Raw genomic sequence first — 17638 nt, 5'->3', positions numbered from 1 at the left:
GGGGCTGAGCGGGCCGGTGGGCGCCGGGTCCGGCCGCGGCCGACGGCCGGGTCCGGAGGCTGCCCCGAAGGGCGGTGGAGGCTCTGCCGGAGCCGTCCCGGCCCCCACTTCCGCGACTTGCGGGTCCCGATTCTTCCTGCACGCGCAGGGGGCAGCCGCCGGGCCCGACCGCACCCCGCCCCGGCTGCGCGGCCGCCCCCCGCCCTCGAAGCGAGGGCGAGGACATGCCAACATGGGGCGCGCGTACCCGGCTTCCAGGGAGAGGTGCGCCCGGCCCCGGCCGCCCGGCGTCATCAGAGTGAGGACATGGACCTTGAGCAGCTGCGCGCCTCGTGTGAGGCGCGCGTCGAGGCACTTGGACTCCCGCACCGCTTCAGCACCCGCGACCTCGACCACCACCTCCACCGTCGGGTCGTCGAGATCAACGACTGCGTCCTGGCCCTGCGCCGGTACCGTCAGGCATCCGTACGGGACGCCGCGGCGGCCGAGGCCGCCCGCCGGGGCACGGCCGGCACCCCCGAGGGCGACGCCGAGGTGGAAGCGGCCGCCATCGCCGCGGTCGTCGAGGCGAAGCGCGCCGGACTCCTCCTCGACGGCGACGAGGCTCCGCCCGCCGCCGGAACCCGCTCCTGCAAGGGCGACCTCGCGGCGCAGACCGCGTGGCTGCTCCTCGTGGCGGACGCCCGTGCGCGCGGCCCGGTACGCGAGAACGCGGGGGCGGCCTCGTGAGCGCCCCGCGGCAGGACCCGCTGCGCGACCCGCGCTTCTTCGCCGACCCCTACCCCACCTACGACCGCCTGCGCGAAGGCTGCCCGGTGCGGCGCGTCCCCACCGGCTCCGGCGGGCACCACGCGTACCTGATCACCGGCCACCCCGAAGCCCGCAAGGCGTTCACCGACCCCCGGCTGTCCAAGGACACGGCCCGCTTCTTCGCCGACCGGCCCTCGAACCGTGACCTGCACCCGGCGATCTCCCGCAACATGCTGGCGAGCGACCCACCCACGCACACCCGCCACCGGCGGGTGGCGGCACCCCTGTTCACCACCGGACGCGTCCGGGAACTGCGCCCCTGCATCACCCGGATCGTCGACGGCCTGATGAGCGCGTGGCGACCCGGCACGGAGGTCGACCTGGTGGCGGAGCTGGCCGTCCCCTTGCCGGTCTCCGTGGTCTGCGAGCTGCTGGGCGTGCCGGAATCCGAGCGCGCCGCGCTCGCCGGCTGGTCCCACGACCTCTTCGACGCGACCGACACCGATCGCGTCGACGCCGCGTCGCACCGGATCGGCGACTACCTGACCCACCTCGTCGACACGGCCCGCGCCACCCCCGGCAACGGCCCGCTCCACTCCCTCCTGCGCGACTGCGACGAGGGAGGCCTCGACCGGGACGAGTCCGTCTCCCTGGCCGCCCTCCTCCTCGTCGCCGGGCACGAGACCACCACCCAGTTCATCGGCAATGCCGTCCTGGCCCTGCTCCGGCACCCGCAGGCCCTCGACCGCCTGCGCCGGGACCCGGACCTGATCCCCGGCGCCCTGGACGAACTGCTCCGCTTCGACTCGCCGGTGAGCGTGGCCACCTTCCGTCACAGCACGGAGGACCTGCGCGTCGGCGGGGTCGACATCCCGGCGGGCTTCCCGGTGCTCATCGCCCCCGGGGCGGCGAACCGCGACCCGGCGGCGTTCCCCGACCCGCACCGTCTCGACCTCGACCGCGATGCCGGCGGCCACCTCTCCTTCGGCCACGGCATCCACCGCTGTCCGGGCGCCCCCCTGGCCCGCGCCGAGGCGGAAATCGCCCTCCGCACCCTGGTGACGCGCTTCCCGGACATGCGCCTGGCCGTCCCCGCGGAATCCCTGACCTGGCGCCGGACCCGCCTCACCCGCGGCCTGACCGCCCTGCCCCTGACCCTCGCCTGACCCTCAGCCGGCCCGCCCCGCCCCGGCAGTCGTCAGCCGGTGGCAGGGCTGCTCGTCACGATCGCCCACTTGCCGTCCTTCACCGTGTACGCCGTGAGCCGGCGGTTGACCGTATCGCCGTCCCCGTTGAAGGCGACGCGGCCCGTGACGCCGTCGAAGGCGAGCCGTGTCACGGCCTGCGGCATCTTCGCCCGGCTGTCGGGGGGAAGGGTGCCGCCGTTGGCCGTCGCGACGGCCTTCACCGCCTCGATCAGGGTCCAGGTCGCGTCGTAGGCGTAGGGGCCGTACCAGCCCGCGGCCTCCGGGTAGCCCGCATTCCCGTACCGGGCGAGGAAGTCCTGCCCGGCGGCCGACTCCTCGGCGGACACGCCGATGTTGGTCGCGAGGTCACCCTCGGCCTTCGGGTTCGTCGTGAGGTACTGCTGGTCGAAAATGCCGTCGCCGCCCATCAGGGGGACGTTCACGCCCGCCTGCTTGAGCTGCTGGGAGAGGGGCGCCGCGGCGTCGTAGTAGCCGCCGAAGTAGACGGCGTCGGCTCCCGAGGACCGCACCCTCGTGGCGAGGCCCGCGAAGGCGCGCTCCGCGGGATCGATCTGCTCGGTACCGACGACGGTCCCGCCGAGCTTCGTGAACTCGGCCGTGAAACCGGAGGTGAGGGCGGTGCCGTGGGCGCTCGCGTCGTCCACCACGTAGACCTTGGTCTTCTTCGCGGTGCCGTGCAGGTGCCGGGCGCCGAACGGCCCCTGGTCGACGTCCGTGGTGACGGTGCGGAAGTAGGTGGAGTAGGGACGGGACGTGGTACCCGCGGCCCAGTCCGGGCCCAGCGTCAGTACGGGGTCCGTGTTGCTCGGGGACACGACGGCCATGTTCGCCCGCGCGAGCGGCGGCACCAGAGTCCTGGCCACACCGGAGTTGAGGGGGCCGACGACGCCCAGCACCTTCTCGTCGGACACGAACCGGGCGGCGTTGGGCTCGCCCTTGGCGGGGTCGGCCCCGTCGTCCAGGGCCCGGATCTCGAAGGTCACGCCGGGAACGTGCCGGGTCTCGTTGGCGGTCCTGGCTGCCAGCTCGGCGGAGTTCTTGATACCGACGCCCATCGAGGACAGCCCGCCGCTGAGCGGTACGTCCACGCCGATCACCACCGTGACGGAGGAACCGGCCGGGCCGTTCCCGGCCGCCCCGCCACCGCGGGGCGCGTCATTGTCGCGGGTGAGGCTCCAGGTGAGGACGGAGCCCGTGACGAGTACGGCCAGTGCCGCGCTCAGGACCACGGTTCGCCGGGGGAGGGCCCGCAGGCGGGTGGACGTTCGCCCGCCGGGCCCGTTCGTGGCCGGTGCTGCGAGCGTGCCGGGGTCCTCGGTCGGAGGTACGGGTACGGGTGCGGGCGGGGCCGTCGGCCGGTCCGGCACCGGACGCCGCGGAGTGTCGGCGGCCGAGCCGGAGTCCAGGACCGTGGGGGTGCGGGGAGCCGTCTCCGCCGTTGGTGCCTGCTCGGGCGCACTCGGAGCGGAAGGGTGCTGCTCCGGCGATGCTTCCGGTGCCGGTACGGGGGTCGCCCGCGGATCGGGCGTGGGAGTCGGCGCGGCCTCGTGTCCTGTCCCGTGCCCGGTGGATTCGTCCGCGCGGGGCGCGGAGGCGCTCAGTACCGAGGCGAGCATCCGGGCCGCCTCCGCGGCGCTCACGCGCTGCGCCGGATCCTTGGTGAGGAGCGCGTCCAGCACGGGCGCCAGCGGGCCCGCGTGGACCGGCGGCCGGTGCGGGCGCGTGAAGACGGCCACGGCCAGGGCGTGGAGCCCCTCCGCATCGAAGGGCGGGTGCCCCTCGACGGCGTGGTACAGGGTGGCGCCGAGCGCCCACAGGTCGTTGGCGGGGGTCGGGCGTTTGCCTTCCAGTTGCTCCGGCGGCATGTACTGCGGTGTGCCGATGACGATCCCGCTGTGGCTCAGCTTGGTCGTGGTGTCCGCGAGGTGGGCGATGCCGAAGTCGGTGAGGACGACGCGGTCCTTGGTCAGGAGCACGTTGTCCGGCTTGATGTCGCGGTGGATGATCCGCGCCGCGTGCGCCTCGGCCAGTGCGTCGAGCACGGCGGCGCCGATCTCGGCCACCCGCTGCACGGGCAGCCGGCCGCGGCTGCGGATGGCGGCGGCCAGGGATTCCCCGCGGATCAGCTCCATGACGATGACGGGGGCGCCGTGATGCTCGACGACATCGTGGATGGTGATGATCCCCGGATGGCTGAGAGTGACTGCTGCACGGGCCTCGCCGGTGAACCGCCGGAGCAGGGCGGCGCGGTCGTCGTCCTCTATGCCCGGAGGAAAGAGGATCTCCTTGACGGCGACCTCGCGCCCGAAGAGCTGCTGGTCAAGGCCGCGCCAGACCCGGCCCATGCCGCCTTGGCCGATGCGGTCGACCAGCTGGTACCGGCCGGCGATGAGTTCGGGATTCTGCTCGGTCACGCGCACACTCTAGATCCTGATGAGCCGGTCGGGTGACGGAAGCATGGCTTGATCACGCTTGTGGCGATGGGCCCCGGTATGCCGCACACGGCGCCGCTGCCCGGCCCGGCGTCGGGCGGTACGGGGAGGCGGCCGCAGAGGCGGGTGACCGACGGCGGGGCGGCTCCTGCAGCATGCCGAGTTCGCATGACATTGCGGACACCTCACCGAGATCGTGCATGGCTGGCGGTGGGACGTCGAGGCCCGGCCCGCTTCCTCGGCCACGTGGGCGAAGACGCGTGGGCGTGGCAGGACCTGGACTGACCGCCCTCGCTACGAGCCGACGTGCCCCCCGGGCCGGATGAACGTGGCCCGCGTCCGAAGCACGCGCAGACAGCACGATCCCGGCCCCACCTCGGCAGGTCTCGTCCAGCGGCGAAGCCCCTATCGGATGTAGCGGCGGAAACCCTCTGCCAGGGCTTTGAAACCACATGCTTCGTAGAAGGTGTGAACGTACGCGTCATCTGCCGCCAGTAGCTGGACCTTGTAACAGCCGACCGACTCACCCAGTCGGACAACAGCCTCCATCAGCTGACGGCCGACACCCTGTCGCTGGAAGGAGCCGGCCACTACGACGTTTTCCACGAACAAGATGGCCCGACCGCCGCGCGTGAGGTTCGGCATGACGATGCAGTCCGCAGTCCCTGCCACGGCGCCGCCCGCTTCAGCCACCAGGATCGTCCGGCCCTGCTGCCTTGACATGGCTGCCCAGATGGCGCCTGCGGATGCCTCGGGCAGCGGAGCGTCGTCGGGGTTCAACTCGCTGTAGAGAGCCAGCAGCGCCGGCAGGTCCACCTCGGCGGCTGACCGCACAGTGATCTTCATGCGCTGAGCCTAGAACGAGCACAGCCTCACGCGTCGCGGAAGCTGATCGTCAGGCAAAGGCAACTGCATTGGGCTACGCAGGCACCCGATCCCGGCTCCTGAACCGCTGCCCACGCCGGCCGAGCGCTGGTCATCAGCGGCGACGACGGTGCGGCCCCGTGGCCCCCTTGGCGGGGGTGTGGTGGCCAGGTACACAGGAGGGTGCCCGAATGTGATGGTCCGCCACATACGCCGCCGACCTGCGGGCTTCTACGGTGTGGCCACACGGAACGTCCCCGCAGACCCCCGGAAGTGGTGCACATGACCTCCCCTGCAACGGCCGCCGCACCGGCCCCGTCCGGCATCCGGAGAATCGTCGCCGCCAGCCTCATCGGGACCACCATCGAGTGGTACGACAACTCATCCGATCGGGGCTACGACCTGCCGTATCCCAGGATCTGTGCGATCGAAGTCAGCACGGAACCAGCACGGGGCAACGGCGCGCCTGCTCGGTACCGACGAAGTGGCTCGCGGCGCACGCCACCGGCCCGACTGGCCCATCGGGACCGACTACAGAGCGTCGCCTATCCCATCATCCAAGGTCTTCAGGTGCAGGCGTCCTGAGGTTGGCTCTCGCCCCAGGAAGCAGCGTTGTCCCATGCCCTCGACTGGTGTCTGCAGCGTCATCGAGCACGTCCCCGCAGCCGGGGGAGCAGGTTCGGCAGGCCAGCTTCGGGCACCCCTGAGTGGGACCATCCCTACGGGCGCGGGGAGCAGTCGGCGGCGTCATGCTCCGCGGTGCCGTACCGGCGACTAACGTTGTGGCCGTCCGCTCGACGCTGGGCTGGGCTGATCTCGCGGCGGTTCCCGAGGTGTACGCGGCGGCGTGGAGCGGCCTGTTCGGCAATCTGGACCTGCGGCCGGGCGAGACCGTCCTGGTGCGAGGAGCGACCTCCTCGCTCGGCCAGGCCGTGGTTAGCCTGACGGTCGACTACGGGGTGACCGTAATCGCCGCGCCCCGGGATCCGCTGAGGGCGCCCCTGCTGAAGGAGCTCGGCGCCGCCGACGTGCTCATCGACGACTGCGCGCTCGTCACGCAGGTCGCGGAGCGGGAGATCGGCCTCGATGCGGTGTTCGGCGTCGTCGGCAGCAGCGTCCTGCGTGACTCGTCGGCCCTGGTCCGGCCGCGCGGCCGGACCTGCCGGCTCGGCTTCCTGGGCGGATTAGAGTCCGTACGCGACCTCGACCCGATCGCCGACCCCCCAGCGGAGCCCGGCTCAGCTTCTTCGGCAGCGCCTTCGTCCTGGGCACCCCCGCGTTTCCGCTCACCGGCGTACCGCTGGAGGAGATGTACGCCAAGGTCGAGGCCGGTGTCCTGCAGGCCCGTCCCGCCCGGGCCCGGCCGTGGGCGGGAACACCGGGACCATGGGCACGCACGCGGAGCCGGCAGAAGGAGGGGCGTCGCTGCGGAAGGCATACTGGTCGGGTCCGCGGCGTGTGCCTCGATGTCACATGCGCACGTACTCCTCGGTGTCCTCGACGAAGTCTTTCAGTGCCTGGTCGGTGAGTGTGGGTCGGGTCTGTGCTATGGCCTGCAGGTAGTCCTGCGTGCCGATCGGGATGCCTTTCCGCTGGGCGACTTCGCGTTCGAAGGCGGTGGCGGCGCCCTTGCGAGCGGCGAACTCTATATCGGCCGGCGTGAACATTGCGCTTGCCTCTACCAAAGGGTGCAGGTCGACATGGACGGCGGCGGGTCCGAGGTAGCGCCGCCAGACGGCCGAACGGGCCTCCGGGTCCGGCGGGCCGACGGGGATGACGTAGTCGAAGCGGCCGGGCCGAAGGAACGCCGGGTCGAGGGAGCGGACGGAGTTCGTGGCGCAGATCAGGAGGCGGTCGTCGTGGTCGCGGAAGCTCGGGATCAGCTTGAGCAGTTCGTTGGTGACTCCGTGACTGGGGTCGACAGCCGTACCGGACCGGACAGAGGCGATCTCCTCGACCTCGTCGATGAAGAGCAACACCGTCTCCAGTTCGGCCAGTTCCGTGAACACCTCCCGCAGCGAGGTCGCCAGCCCTCCCTCGTGGGACGATGCAAGCCGGGAGGGGAAGAGTTCTACGAAGGGCCACCGCAGCCGCGAGGCGACCGCTCGGGCGAAGCTGGTCTTGCCCGTGCCCGGCGGTCCGAAGAGGATGACCGCCTTCGGCGGCCTCACTCCGTACTGCTCGGCCAGCACGGACTGTGCCAGCGGTAGCACGATCCGCCGCTCGATGGCCTCTTTCTCCCGCTCCATTCCGGCGAGGCTGTCCCACAGACCCTCCGGAAGCATCCTTCCCCCGAGTTCGGCGAGGAGGCCGGCGTCGCTTGCACCGAGGTGTTCGACCTTCTCGTAGAAGACGAGCCCGGCCCGGGAGCGGTATCCGGAATTCTCCAACGCTGCGGTTCCCGTCGCCCCCGGCGCGAGAAGCGCGCCGATCCGGCGGGCTCCCAGCGACCGCAGGCGCCGTTCGAGCTCGGCGATCAAGGAACTCCCGATTCCGCGGTTGCGCCACGTCCCGGCCAGAGCCACCACCATGATCCAACCCCGCTCGCCACAGGCCTGCGCCACGGCGACACCGACCAGCTCGTCGCCGACCACCGCCACCACGGCGGGTCCTCCGGCCCTGGCTGCGGTCACGACCTCCGAAACGGGGAAGACGGCAGGTGCCTCGTCCGCCTGCTGGTTCTGGTCCCAGATCTGGATGGCGCGGTCCAGGTCGTCGTCGCGGAAGTCCCGCAGTCGCCACGTCGGCATCGCAACCACCTTCGTGAAGGAGCCGGGGCCGCCGACGCTCCGCAGAGCAGAGAGCACGGTGCTCCCGGCAACGGATCCATGCTTCATTCTCCGTGTGCGTGCCACTTGTGTGCGCGTCGACCGATTCGGCATGGGGGAGCCGCCGACAACCGCAGGCTGTCAAGTGCGCCCGCCTGCGTCGCAAGGGCGCACAGGGCGCTGCAACGTACTACATGACTACTGTGCGCGACAGTCGTCACGTCTTGTGTGTGAACAGTTCGGATAGGTCACGGACCCGAGTCGAGGGGCGCCCGATTGAGATCCGTCGGTATCGCTGTACACGAGGAGTACGGAGCCGGGCGGAAGTGTGATTTCGGTGGTGGGGTAGTCGGCCTCGGGGTCGATGCCCAGAACGAGTTCGGGGGGCAGCCTCAGGAATTCGGTCCGGCCGTCGGGGTGGCGGAGCAGGGGTGGCGGGTGTCCGGCGGTGGCGAGACGGGCGCGGTGATGGGCGAGGTCGAGCTGGGCGATCAGGCTGCTGGTGAACAGTCCGGCGTCGAGGTCGGTCAGGAGGCGGTTGGTGCGGGCGAGCAAGTCTCCGGGGGAGGCGCTTGCGGTGGCGTGCGCCTGGACAGCGGTGCGGACCTGTCCCATCAGGAAGACGGCGGTGTTGTGGCCTTGGACGTCGCCGATCGCCGCTGTGGTGGCGGTGGGAGTGTGGATGAGGTCGTAGAGGTAGCCGCCAATAGCCATGCCGTGGCCGGCCGACTGGTAGCGGGCGGCGACGTCAAGGCCGGGGACGTGGGGCAGGGCGGGGGCAGCAGGCCGGTCTGGACGGTGTGGGCGAGGGTGTGCTGGGCGTCGTAGAGGCGGGCGCGGTCCAGGGCTTGGGCGATCAGTCCGGCGAGGGAGGCGAGGAGAGCAGGTTCGGTCGGTGGGAAGGGGCGGGGTTGGTCGTAGGAGAGGACGGGGGAGCCGATGCTGTGGCCGGAGGCGGTGAGGGGTAGGAAGGCCCAGGCGTTCCCGGAGGCGGAGCGGGGTGCGTCGGGGTAGGTGCGCCGGAAGTCGGCGAAGTCGGGGAAGGAGACGGCGTCGCCCGTGGCCCTCGCGTGCGCGGTCGGGGTACGGGAGGTCAGGGGCGTACCGTCGAAGCGGTTGATGAACTCCGTGCTGTAGCCGCGGTGGCCGATGACGTGCAGGCGGCCTTCGTAGGCACTCATGAGGACCAGGCCCTGGGGCCCGAAGGCGGGCACGACCACCTGGTCGGCAACGACGTCGGTCACGTCTTGAACGCTGTCGGCTTCGGCGAGGTGGGTCAGGTGGTACGGCGCCAGGGCACCGACTGATTCATCGGACTGCGTGGCCTGTGAGGTGGCCGTCCGTAGCGGGGCGGGTGTGATGTGGACGCTGATGCCAGTGCCGTCGGGGTAGAGCTGGAAGAGGAGTTGCTTGTCCGGGGAGCGCGTGGCGGTGAACGAGGTGGGCCGGCGGGTGACCGCCGCAGCTCTGTAGCTTTCCTCGCTGACCGGTGCGTGCAGCCACGGCAGTGCTTCCCAAGGCCGACGGCCCGCGAGTGAGGCGGCATCGGCGCTCTTGCATCGCCAAATGGCTCGGGGCATCACCTTCCAACCCGTCCCCATGGGTGGGACCCAGCTTGCGCTGATCTTCACCCAGCTCGTCGTGGCCGGCCCGGTCTTCTCCGGCTGGTTCGGGCTGGTCCGGATGCGTAGGTCCCGCCCTGCGGTGGATGTGGTGCGTGGCAGGTGTGACGAGAAGGGTTCGACAGTCGCTCACTTCTGGGCGCTGATCGCTGCCGTCTCCGGAACGGTGGGCCTCGCCAACATCGCTGGTGTCGCCGTCGCCGTGTCCATCGGGGGTTCCGGCGCGACGCTCCGGATGATCCTCCGTGGCCTCCTTGGCCGCCCGTGAAGATCAGGCCAGGGACGCGGCGGCCCGGCGGGCGGGCGCTCTGCACGCCCGATTGGGTTCTTCTGGAGCGCCAAGTCGAGCTCCCGGAAGAAGAAATATCCTCCCGTCACCGGCTCCTGGCCCTCGTCCCTCGACGAGATTCATCGCAGGCAGTGCACCCGCAGCGGGTAGCGGATCGCAGGATCTGTAAATTGCAGAAATCTGCAATTTAATAGATGCTGTGATTGCTGTGTCAGTAGGTAGCCGCGGGCACGGCGCCAGGCGTATGCCCCGTTCGGGGTGGTGAGAAGGGTGCGAGACCGTGCCGGTTCCGCTGTATCAGGCGAAGGCCGAGTTCTTCCGGATGCTCGGGCACCCGGTGCGGATAAGGGTTTTGGAGCTCCTGCAGGACGGGCCGATGCCGGTGCGGGACCTGCTGGCCGCGATCGAGGTCGAGCCCTGCGCCTTGTCCCAGCAGCTCGCGGTCCTACGCCGCTCGGGGATCGTTGCCTCGACCCGTAACGGCGCTACCGTCGTCTACGCACTGGCCGGCGGGGACGTCGCTCAGTTGATGCTGGCGGCGCGGCGGATCCTGACCGAGGTCCTGACGGGGCAGAGCGAGCTGCTGGAGGAACTGCGCGAGTCCGAGGTCCCGGCCTCGTGAGCGTGAATACCGCCCTGACCGCCGTGCTCGGCCGGGTCCGCTGCGTTCTGCCCGCCCGGGCCGACTGGGCCGTCATGGCCCGCAGCCCCCGCCGGGACCTGCTGGCCGGGCTCACGGTGGCGATCGTCGCCCTTCCCCTCGCGCTAGGGTTCGGGGTCTCCTCCGGTCTGGGCGCGGAGGCGGGACTGGCCACCGCTGTGGTCGCGGGCGCGCTCGCAGCCCTGTTCGGCGGGTCGAACATCCAGGTGTCCGGACCGACCGGTGCGATGACCGTGGTCCTGGTGCCGATCGTTGCCCAGTACGGGCCCGGCGGTGTCCTGACCGTTGGCGTGATGGCCGGCGTGCTCCTGATCGGTCTCGCCTTGCTGCGGGCCGGACAGTACATGCGGTACGTGCCGGCGCCGGTGGTGGAGGGCTTCACCCTGGGGATCGCGTGCGTGATCGGCCTCCAGCAGATACCCAACGCGCTCGGCGTCGAGAAGCCGGAGGGCGAGAAGGTCCTGCTCGTGGCGTGGCGGGCGCTCGTGGAGTTCGTGGCCTTCCCGAACTGGACGGCGATCGGCCTCTCGGTGGGTGTCGCGGCAGTGATGCTGGCCGGGGCGAGGTGGAAGCCGACGGTCCCCTTCTCGATCGTCGCGGTCATCGCCGCGACCGTGATCGCGCAGGTCTTCCGTCTTGACGAGGCGGCCCCGATCGGTGACCTTCCCTCCGGGCTCCCCGCTCCGTCCCTGGCCTTCCTCAAGGCTTCCGAGTTCGGCTCGCTGCTGGCCCCGGCGGTCGCGGTCGCGGCGCTCGCCGCGCTGGAGTCCCTGCTGTCGGCGACCGTGGCGGACGGGATGACGGTGGGGCAGAAGCACGATCCGGACAAGGAACTGTTCGGGCAGGGCATCGCCAACCTCGCGGCCCCGCTGTTCGGCGGTGTGCCGGCCACCGCCGCGATCGCCCGCACGGCGGTCAACGTCCGCACCGGCGCCTCCTCCCGGCTGGCCGCGCTCACCCACGCCGCGGTGCTCGCGGTGATCGTGTTCGCCGCCGCCCCCTTGGTGTCGAAGATCCCTCTCGCCGCGCTGGCCGGCGTGCTTCTGGCGACGGCGATCCGCATGGTCGAGGTCGGATCGCTGCGCGCGATGGCGAAGGCGACCCGCTCGGATGCCGTCGTGCTCGTCCTGACCGCCGCGGCCACCCTGGTTCTCGACCTCGTGTACGCGGTGATCATCGGCCTCGTCGTCGCGGGAGCCCTCGCCTTGAAGGCGGTGGCGAACCAGGCCCGGATGGAGCAGGTCGACTTCCGCCCGGACCTGCCTGGCGAGCACAGCGACGAGGAACACGCCCTGCTCGCCGAATACATCGTGGCCTACCGCATCGACGGACCGCTCTTCTTCGCCGGCGCCCACCGCTTCCTCCTCGAACTCTCCGAGGTCTCCGACGTGAAGGTGGTGATCCTGCGCATGGCGAGGGTGACCACCCTGGACGCCACCGGCGCCCTCGTCCTGAAAGACGCGGTCGAGAAGCTGAACCGGCGCGGCATCGCCGTCATGACCTCCGGTATCCGGCCCGGCCAGCGCCAGGCCCTGGACGCCGTCGGCGCCCTGGACCTGCTGCGCCTGGAGGGCCGTGAGTACGCCACCACCCCCGAGGCGATCGCCGGCGCCCGCAAGCACTTGGAGCGGGCAGGACTGCTGCCCCGTACGCACCACCGACCGCACCGCATCCGGAAGGCCGCACGATGACCGTCCCCGCCGACCTCCGCATGATCGAGGTCTCCGGCACCGAGGCTCTCTGGCTCCTCGAGGGCTCCGCCCAAGGCCGACTCGTCTACATCCAGCGGGAGGTGGCCGTCGTCCGCCCCGCCACACACGTGATGGAGTACGGACGCCTCGTCGTCCGGGCCCCCGTACAAGCCGCCACCATCCCCGGCCGGGCGCTGCTGACCTACCAGGTCGACGAGATCCGCAGCCCAGCCGGCACCGGCTGGACGGTCAGCGCCCACGGCCCGGCCGATGTCATCGCCGACCCAGACGAGGCCGCCCACTACCGGCGCACCCTGCCCGGCTGGGCCCACGGCCCCCATGACACCCTGCTGCGCCTGCACCCGCAGTCCGTGTCCGGGTTCCGCCTGGCCCGCACCGTGAACGGGGTGGGCCGGTGACCGTCCAGGTCGAGGCGATGCCCTACCGGCACGTGCTGGACGTGCCGGCCATGGGGGCCGCCGTCCGCATCGCCCGCGAGACCACGGAGCTCGTCCTGGTGGAGTGCGGGGTGGGCCTTCGCCATCCGAGCGTCGGGCCGGCGCTGCTGATCGTGGCCGAGCTGGTGACCAACGCGGTCCGTCATGCCGCCGTGACGTCCCCGATGATCACGGTCACCTACGCGCACGGGCCGGGAGGATTCGCGTTCGCCGTCCACGACCGCCACCCCTACCACCCCGCCTTGTTCGGGGCGCTCGCCACCGCCCCGGGCAGCGGCCTGGCGATGGTGGTGGAGATGACGATGGAGCTCGGCGGCACCGCCGTCGTACGGGCGGATACGGACGGGCGTGGCAAGGCCATCTGGATCACCCTTCCCCTGTAAAGCCGAGGAGCTGACGATGACGATCGAATGGCGCTACACCACTCGCCAGGACCTGGGCGTGCTGTCCCTGGCCGGGTATCTCGGCGCGGACGCCACCGACCGGTTCACCGGAGCGATCGGCTGGGCGCTCGCCCGGGGCACCGGACCGGTCATCCTGGACCTGACTGGTCTGCTGGGTTGGTCGGCCGGCGGGCAGATCGCCGTCGCCCAGGCCGCCCGCCGCCTCGCCGAGAGTGGACGCCGGCTCGAGCTCGCCGCGATCCCCGCGGACGGCTCGCTCGTCCCCGACGCGACCTGCCCGCCCATGCCCGTCCACTGCGACCTCGCCGGCGCCCTGGCCGCCCACGGTGCCCCGGGCACGGTCAAGCAGTGGACCACCGACGACTGGCCCACCTCGCACTCTCCCGAGGCACCCGCCCTCACCTGAGACAGCACCACCATCCACACGAACAGCGACGAAGGACACCACCGCCATGAGCGACATCATCTTCAAGGACTCCAACGGCACCGTCCTGGAGGACGGGGACTCGGTCACTCTGACCAAGGACCTGAAGGTCAAGGGCACCTCCGAGACCCTCAAGCGCGGCACCCTGGTCAAGAACATCCGCCTCACCTCTCGCCCCGGCGAGGTCGAGTGCAACACCAAGAAGGTCAAGGGCCTGGTCCTGAAGACCGAGTTCCTCAAGAAGGCCTGACCGGCGAAGGCCCCGCCCCGGCGTGCCGAACGTCACGACGGTGCCCCGCCGGGTCCACGAGTTGCAAGGATCTGCAATTGTGGAGGTCGCAAGGTGTGAAGAGGGGCGAACGGATGCCTCTACGAAGGAACGGTTCCGGGTGGATGAGATGGGCAGTCACGACAGGGGTACCCAGGTGAGTACACCGCTGTACCAGCTGAAGGCGGAGTTCTTCAAAACGCTGGGGCACCCGGTCCGCATCCGCGTCCTGGAACTCCTGGCCGAGCGCGAGCACGCGGTCGCCGAGATGCTGCCCGAGGTCGGGGTGGAGGCCGCGAGCCTCTCCCAGCAGCTGGCCGTGCTGCGCAAGTCCAACCTGGTGGTGACCCGCCGGGAGGGCTCGAGCGTGTACTACGCGCTCACCGACCCCGAGATCGTCGATCTCCTGCGGGTCGCCCGAAGCATCCTCTCCGGCGTTCTGGAGGGCCAGGCCGAACTCCTGGCCGACCTCAAGGCCAGCCGCCACGCCTGAAAGGTGCCGGCCCTGCGGGGACCGCGCCCCACGTACGCGGCCGTCTTCCGTCAGTGCGGGTTCGACGTGCTTCTGACACCGGAAGACGGCCGCTCCCTCATATGCCGAACCGCGCCGCAGGCGTTCGGGCCCACTTCGGTCCCCCTCACTTCTGGGCGTGCTGCCCCAAGTAGAACAGCAACCAGATGAACCCGGCGAACACGTGCGTGCCGAAGATGTAGAAGAAGGCCCGCATCGCAACGCCCTTCTCCTTCCACTTCTCGTGCTCCGTCGCCGTGTCCTTCTCGGGCAGGTTGTCCGTCATGACGCACCTTCCTCCTTCGTGCTCGGCTTCTCGACCGGGTGGCGGCACGGGCGGATGCGGACCTGCATGCCGTGTTCGCCGGCGTACTCGATGGCGGCCGCGACTTCGCCGGCCTCGACCGTGCGAACCTCCGGCTCAGGGCCGGTTCCGAGGTAGGTGATCTTGTACAGCTGTACGGCCTTTTGGTTCCTGCTGGTCATGGTGTGCCTTCCGGCAGGATGAAGCGGACGACCACCGTTTTGCCGTGCCCGCCGGAGGAAGGCTGGATACGGATGTCGCCGCCGAACGTGCGCGCCAGGTCAGCCACCGTGCGCAGCCCCTGCCCGGAGGTCTGGCCGGCGTCGGCCAGCGTTATCGGGCGCGGGTCCAGGTCCTCGACCGAGACCACGAGCAGGTGCTCGGCCATGTGGAGAGTCACCTCCGCATCCGTGGAGTCCTGAGCGTGCCGGACGGCGTTGGTCACCAGTTCGCTGACCACCAGGAGCACGGCGCCGAAGAGGGCGCTGGAGCTCTCAAGCCCGAAGGAGACGAGGGACCGTTCGCTGCGCTCGCGCGCGGCCCGCACGGAACCCGGCACCAGCGGCACCGTCCACACGTGCTTGAGCACCTCGACGGCAGGCCGGCCGCTGGGGTGCCGGGCCATCACCGACGCCTCGGATGCGCCGGTGCTGCTGTCCGGTTCACCGGCCGTCTCCTGCGTCGGTGGCCACGCCGTGATCGTGGGCCATGCGCAAAGCGTCCTCCAGCTCCTCCGCGGCCTGCGCCTCCTCGAAGGCATCGTCAGCTTCCTGTGCAGCCTGGAGACGAGCCCGCGCCACGCGGACCCGTTCCAGCGCCGCTTCCTCGAACCCGGCCACACCGCGACCCCCGTCCACCATATCCAGAACTAGTAAATTGCATAACTCTGCAAGTCTAGCTGGTGCGGGTCCGTTGGGAAGTTCACCGGCCCAGGCTGATCAGGGCACCTTGCGCACCAACTGGCTGGTCAGCTCGTAGCGGGCACCGACTACGGCCAGGCAACCGTCGGCGACCCGGGCGGCGAGATCCGGCTCGGCGGCAAGGCGCGCCCGGACCCGGCGGACGTTCTCGGCGACCGCCGCGTCGATCCGGGCGTCGCCCCGAAGCCGGTGGTCGATCGCCGGCCGGATCCGGTCCGCCAGGTAGCGGATGTGCGCCGGGAGCGCACCGCCGGCCTCGGCGTGCACGGCCGCAGCGACCGCCCCGCACCCCTGATGCCCCAGGACGACGATCAGCGGGACACCCGGTTACAGCACGCCGTAGGCGATGCTGCCCAGGACTGCCTCGTCCAGGACTTCGCCCGCCGACCGCACGGTCAGCAGATCGCCCAGCCCCTGGTCGAAGACCAACTCCGGCGGCACCCGAGAGTCCACGCACCCGAGCACCACGGCGAACGGATGCTGCCCGCCCACCAGCGCCCGGCGCACATGCCCGGCGCGGTCCGGATGGCTCTCGTGGAACGTCCGCCAGCGCCGGTTTCCCGCCTCCAGCTCGCCCCACGCCTGCCGGGGCCCGGCAGGCCGCGGCCTGCGGACAGCTGCCTCCCCGGCCCGTGCGCCTGAGGCTGCTGACGGCCCGAACGCCGGCCCGACCCCTAACGCCAGGGCCCCGCTCAACCCCGCACGCACCATTCGGCGCCGCGCGAGGACCACCTCGGATTCGCAGTCACGATCGACACTCATGTCTGGACAAAGTAGGTGCCGGCCCTTGTCGGACATCGGGCAGAGGCCGGCCTTGAGCAAGATTTGGCCCGCGCTGGAGGTGCGCGTTTCCGGGGCAGGGCCGAGCTCTGTCGGGGCGGCCCGGCGAGGGCGCCGCCCTGCCGATGTCAGCCGGTCTTGAGCATGCCGCGCATCAGGGTGATCTCGGCTGTCTGGGAGGCGATGATGTCGTCGGCCAAGGCCTTGGCGGGGCCGTAGACGCCCTGCTGCTTCTCCGTGTTGGCCATGGCAATGGCGCCTTCGTGGTGGTCGATCATCATGGTCAGGAACATGGTGTCGAAGGCGTTGCCCCTGGCCTTGCCCAGCCGATCCATGTCCTGGTCGTCCATCATCCCGGGCATGCCGGAGTCGTCGCCGTGGCCCATGCCGTCCATGCTGACGCCGGTGGGGACCTTCTCGCCCCATGTCTTGAGCCAGCCGGTCATGGTCTCGATCTCCGGGGCCTGCGCCTTCTTGATCTTTTCTGCGAGTGCCCTGACATCGGGGGATGCGCCGTGGGCGGCGACCATGTCGGACATCAGGATGGCTTGGCGGTGGTGAGGGATCATCCCCTGCGCGAAGGCGACGTCCGCCTCGTTGTGCCGGTCGGCCTCCGACGGCGCCGGGGCGGTCGCGGTGACCGGAGCGGTGCCGGCCGTGTTCGTGGTGTTGTCGCCGCCGCACGCGGCAAGGACCAGTCCGGCGGCGACCGCGGTGGCCGCCAGGGCAACCCGGCGCGGCAGGGATCGGTTCGTGTTCATGTCGCTGAGCTCCAGTGATTCGGATGCGGGAGGGGCTGGCTCTCCGTGGCCGACGTGCTCGGGTGTGTGCCACGGGAGGAGTTCCTACGTCCGCAGGACCTGGAGACCGGCGAGCGAGGGAGGTGCCCGCCCTCCGGCGCGCTGATGGACCAGTGCGAGCGACGGTGCAGGCTGGGCAAACACGAGGCTGCCGGGCATGCTGCTGAGAGGCGTGATATCCGGCGCGGCGACGCCGGGGACACCGGGCAGGGCCGGGGAAGCACACATCTGGTCCGCATGACCGGCGTCTCGGACCGGGCCGCGCTGCTCGTGGTCGCACGGATACAGCGGGCCGGTGGCTGCCGCGTGGTGGGACACGTGCACCGTCACGCCCGTCGCCGGCAGCGCAGCGGAGGTATCGAGGCCGTGCATCCCGAGCAACCCGATCAGGAGAGCAAGGACGAGCAGCGATCCGAGCCGCGGGACCGGCCGGGACTGCGGCTGCGTGCGGGGCTCGTGGCGGGTCACATTTCCCACCGTAGGG

General features: G+C 70.8%; 20 protein-coding genes and 3 pseudogenes. 12 read left to right on the top strand and 11 right to left on the bottom strand.

What is annotated here, in order from left to right; all coding sequences use genetic code 11:
- Positions 1 to 306 precede the first annotated feature (306 nt).
- Positions 307 to 729, top strand: coding sequence for a DUF6545 domain-containing protein (locus tag OG753_RS05165; protein WP_405787328.1), 423 nt, complete (start codon positions 307 to 309; stop codon positions 727 to 729).
- Positions 726 to 1916 (top strand): cytochrome P450, encoded by a 1191-nt coding sequence (locus OG753_RS05160; protein WP_405787326.1) that lies wholly within the window; start codon positions 726 to 728, stop codon positions 1914 to 1916. The genes OG753_RS05165 and OG753_RS05160 overlap by 4 nt, the downstream gene beginning before the upstream one ends.
- 32 nt (positions 1917 to 1948) lie before the next feature.
- On the opposite strand, the gene OG753_RS05155 is transcribed toward OG753_RS05160, so the two are convergent.
- Together OG753_RS05155 and OG753_RS05150 are read right to left on the bottom strand one after the other, a co-directional pair.
- Complete coding sequence (locus tag OG753_RS05155) at positions 1949 to 4372, bottom strand: ABC transporter substrate-binding protein (RefSeq protein WP_405787325.1); 2424 nt, start codon at positions 4370 to 4372, stop codon at positions 1949 to 1951.
- A 423-nt stretch (positions 4373 to 4795) separates the two neighbouring features.
- Entirely contained in the window at positions 4796 to 5236 is a 441-nt protein-coding gene (locus tag OG753_RS05150) for a GNAT family N-acetyltransferase (RefSeq protein ID WP_405787323.1), read from the bottom strand.
- A 767-nt stretch (positions 5237 to 6003) separates the two neighbouring features.
- Here OG753_RS05150 and OG753_RS05145 point away from each other — a divergent pair.
- Positions 6004 to 6435 (top strand): annotated as a pseudogene (locus OG753_RS05145) (zinc-binding dehydrogenase); the annotation flags it as partial.
- Positions 6436 to 6723: 288 nt separating this feature from the next.
- On the opposite strand, the gene OG753_RS05140 reads toward OG753_RS05145, so the two are convergent.
- From OG753_RS05140 to OG753_RS05130, 3 genes are all read right to left on the bottom strand, one after another.
- Positions 6724 to 8004: a GNAT family N-acetyltransferase gene (locus OG753_RS05140; protein WP_326747053.1), complete on the bottom strand. Its 1281-nt coding sequence runs from the start codon at positions 8002 to 8004 to the stop codon at positions 6724 to 6726.
- Between the two features lie 216 nt (positions 8005 to 8220).
- A complete protein-coding gene (locus OG753_RS05135; RefSeq protein WP_326747052.1) occupies positions 8221 to 8637 on the bottom strand; it encodes a PP2C family protein-serine/threonine phosphatase in 417 nt (138 codons plus the stop codon).
- Positions 8637 to 9236 carry a GAF domain-containing protein gene (locus OG753_RS05130; protein ID WP_390034076.1) on the bottom strand — a complete coding sequence of 200 codons (600 nt, stop codon included), beginning with the start codon at positions 9234 to 9236 and terminating at the stop codon, positions 8637 to 8639. The genes OG753_RS05135 and OG753_RS05130 overlap by 1 nt, the downstream gene beginning before the upstream one ends.
- A gap of 293 nt (positions 9237 to 9529) precedes the next feature.
- Here OG753_RS05130 and OG753_RS05125 point away from each other — a divergent pair.
- The 8 genes and pseudogenes from OG753_RS05125 to OG753_RS05090 form a co-directional block, all read left to right on the top strand.
- A pseudogene (locus OG753_RS05125) lies at positions 9530 to 9903 on the top strand (alanine:cation symporter family protein); the annotation flags it as partial.
- Between the two features lie 310 nt (positions 9904 to 10213).
- Complete coding sequence (locus tag OG753_RS05120) at positions 10214 to 10555, top strand: metalloregulator ArsR/SmtB family transcription factor (RefSeq protein WP_030648705.1); 342 nt, start codon at positions 10214 to 10216, stop codon at positions 10553 to 10555.
- Between the two features lie 74 nt (positions 10556 to 10629).
- Positions 10630 to 12285: a SulP family inorganic anion transporter gene (locus OG753_RS05115; protein ID WP_328793567.1), complete on the top strand. Its 1656-nt coding sequence runs from the start codon at positions 10630 to 10632 to the stop codon at positions 12283 to 12285.
- Positions 12282 to 12704: a pyridoxamine 5'-phosphate oxidase family protein gene (locus tag OG753_RS05110; protein ID WP_030648700.1), complete on the top strand. Its 423-nt coding sequence runs from the start codon at positions 12282 to 12284 to the stop codon at positions 12702 to 12704. Before OG753_RS05115 ends, OG753_RS05110 begins: the two co-directional genes overlap by 4 nt.
- Before the next feature lie 17 nt (positions 12705 to 12721).
- On the top strand, positions 12722 to 13126 hold the full coding sequence (locus OG753_RS05105) for an ATP-binding protein (RefSeq protein ID WP_053613091.1): 405 nt from the start codon (positions 12722 to 12724) through the stop codon (positions 13124 to 13126).
- A gap of 16 nt (positions 13127 to 13142) precedes the next feature.
- Complete coding sequence (locus OG753_RS05100) at positions 13143 to 13553, top strand: STAS domain-containing protein (protein ID WP_030648697.1); 411 nt, start codon at positions 13143 to 13145, stop codon at positions 13551 to 13553.
- A 46-nt stretch (positions 13554 to 13599) separates the two neighbouring features.
- Positions 13600 to 13821 (top strand): alkylphosphonate utilization protein, encoded by a 222-nt coding sequence (locus OG753_RS05095; protein ID WP_030648694.1) that lies wholly within the window; start codon positions 13600 to 13602, stop codon positions 13819 to 13821.
- A gap of 175 nt (positions 13822 to 13996) precedes the next feature.
- Entirely contained in the window at positions 13997 to 14332 is a 336-nt protein-coding gene (locus OG753_RS05090) for a helix-turn-helix transcriptional regulator (RefSeq protein ID WP_030648691.1), read from the top strand.
- Positions 14333 to 14477: 145 nt separating this feature from the next.
- Here OG753_RS05090 and OG753_RS05085 read toward each other — a convergent pair whose 3' ends face one another.
- Genes OG753_RS05085 through OG753_RS05075 form a run of 3 tightly spaced genes read right to left on the bottom strand, consistent with a single transcriptional unit; the run spans position 14478 to position 15279 of the window.
- Positions 14478 to 14636: a DUF6126 family protein gene (locus OG753_RS05085; RefSeq protein ID WP_158718350.1), complete on the bottom strand. Its 159-nt coding sequence runs from the start codon at positions 14634 to 14636 to the stop codon at positions 14478 to 14480.
- On the bottom strand, positions 14633 to 14836 hold the full coding sequence (locus tag OG753_RS05080; protein WP_326747050.1) for a hypothetical protein: 204 nt from the start codon (positions 14834 to 14836) through the stop codon (positions 14633 to 14635). Before OG753_RS05080 ends, OG753_RS05085 begins: the two co-directional genes overlap by 4 nt.
- A complete protein-coding gene (locus OG753_RS05075; RefSeq protein WP_326747049.1) occupies positions 14833 to 15279 on the bottom strand; it encodes an ATP-binding protein in 447 nt (148 codons plus the stop codon). The genes OG753_RS05080 and OG753_RS05075 overlap by 4 nt, the downstream gene beginning before the upstream one ends.
- Before the next feature lie 22 nt (positions 15280 to 15301).
- Here OG753_RS05075 and OG753_RS05070 point away from each other — a divergent pair, with 22 nt between their 5' ends.
- Positions 15302 to 15526, top strand: a complete 225-nt coding sequence (locus OG753_RS05070) for a hypothetical protein (RefSeq protein ID WP_326747048.1) — start codon at positions 15302 to 15304, stop codon at positions 15524 to 15526.
- Between the two features lie 66 nt (positions 15527 to 15592).
- Here OG753_RS05070 and OG753_RS05065 read toward each other — a convergent pair.
- From OG753_RS05065 to OG753_RS05055, 3 genes and pseudogenes are all read right to left on the bottom strand, one after another.
- Positions 15593 to 16336, bottom strand: a pseudogene (locus OG753_RS05065) (carbonic anhydrase).
- Between the two features lie 146 nt (positions 16337 to 16482).
- Positions 16483 to 17115, bottom strand: a complete 633-nt coding sequence (locus OG753_RS05060; protein WP_326747047.1) for a DUF305 domain-containing protein — start codon at positions 17113 to 17115, stop codon at positions 16483 to 16485.
- A gap of 84 nt (positions 17116 to 17199) precedes the next feature.
- Positions 17200 to 17622, bottom strand: a complete 423-nt coding sequence (locus OG753_RS05055; protein WP_326747046.1) for a DUF6153 family protein — start codon at positions 17620 to 17622, stop codon at positions 17200 to 17202.
- Between the last annotated feature and the right edge of the window lie 16 nt (positions 17623 to 17638).

The sequence above is a fragment of the Streptomyces sp. NBC_00029 genome (assembly GCF_045160505.1).
Lineage (GTDB): Bacteria > Actinomycetota > Actinomycetes > Streptomycetales > Streptomycetaceae > Streptomyces.
The sequence above is the reverse complement of the archived record's forward strand: the minus strand, read 5'-3'. Positions and strand labels throughout refer to the sequence as shown.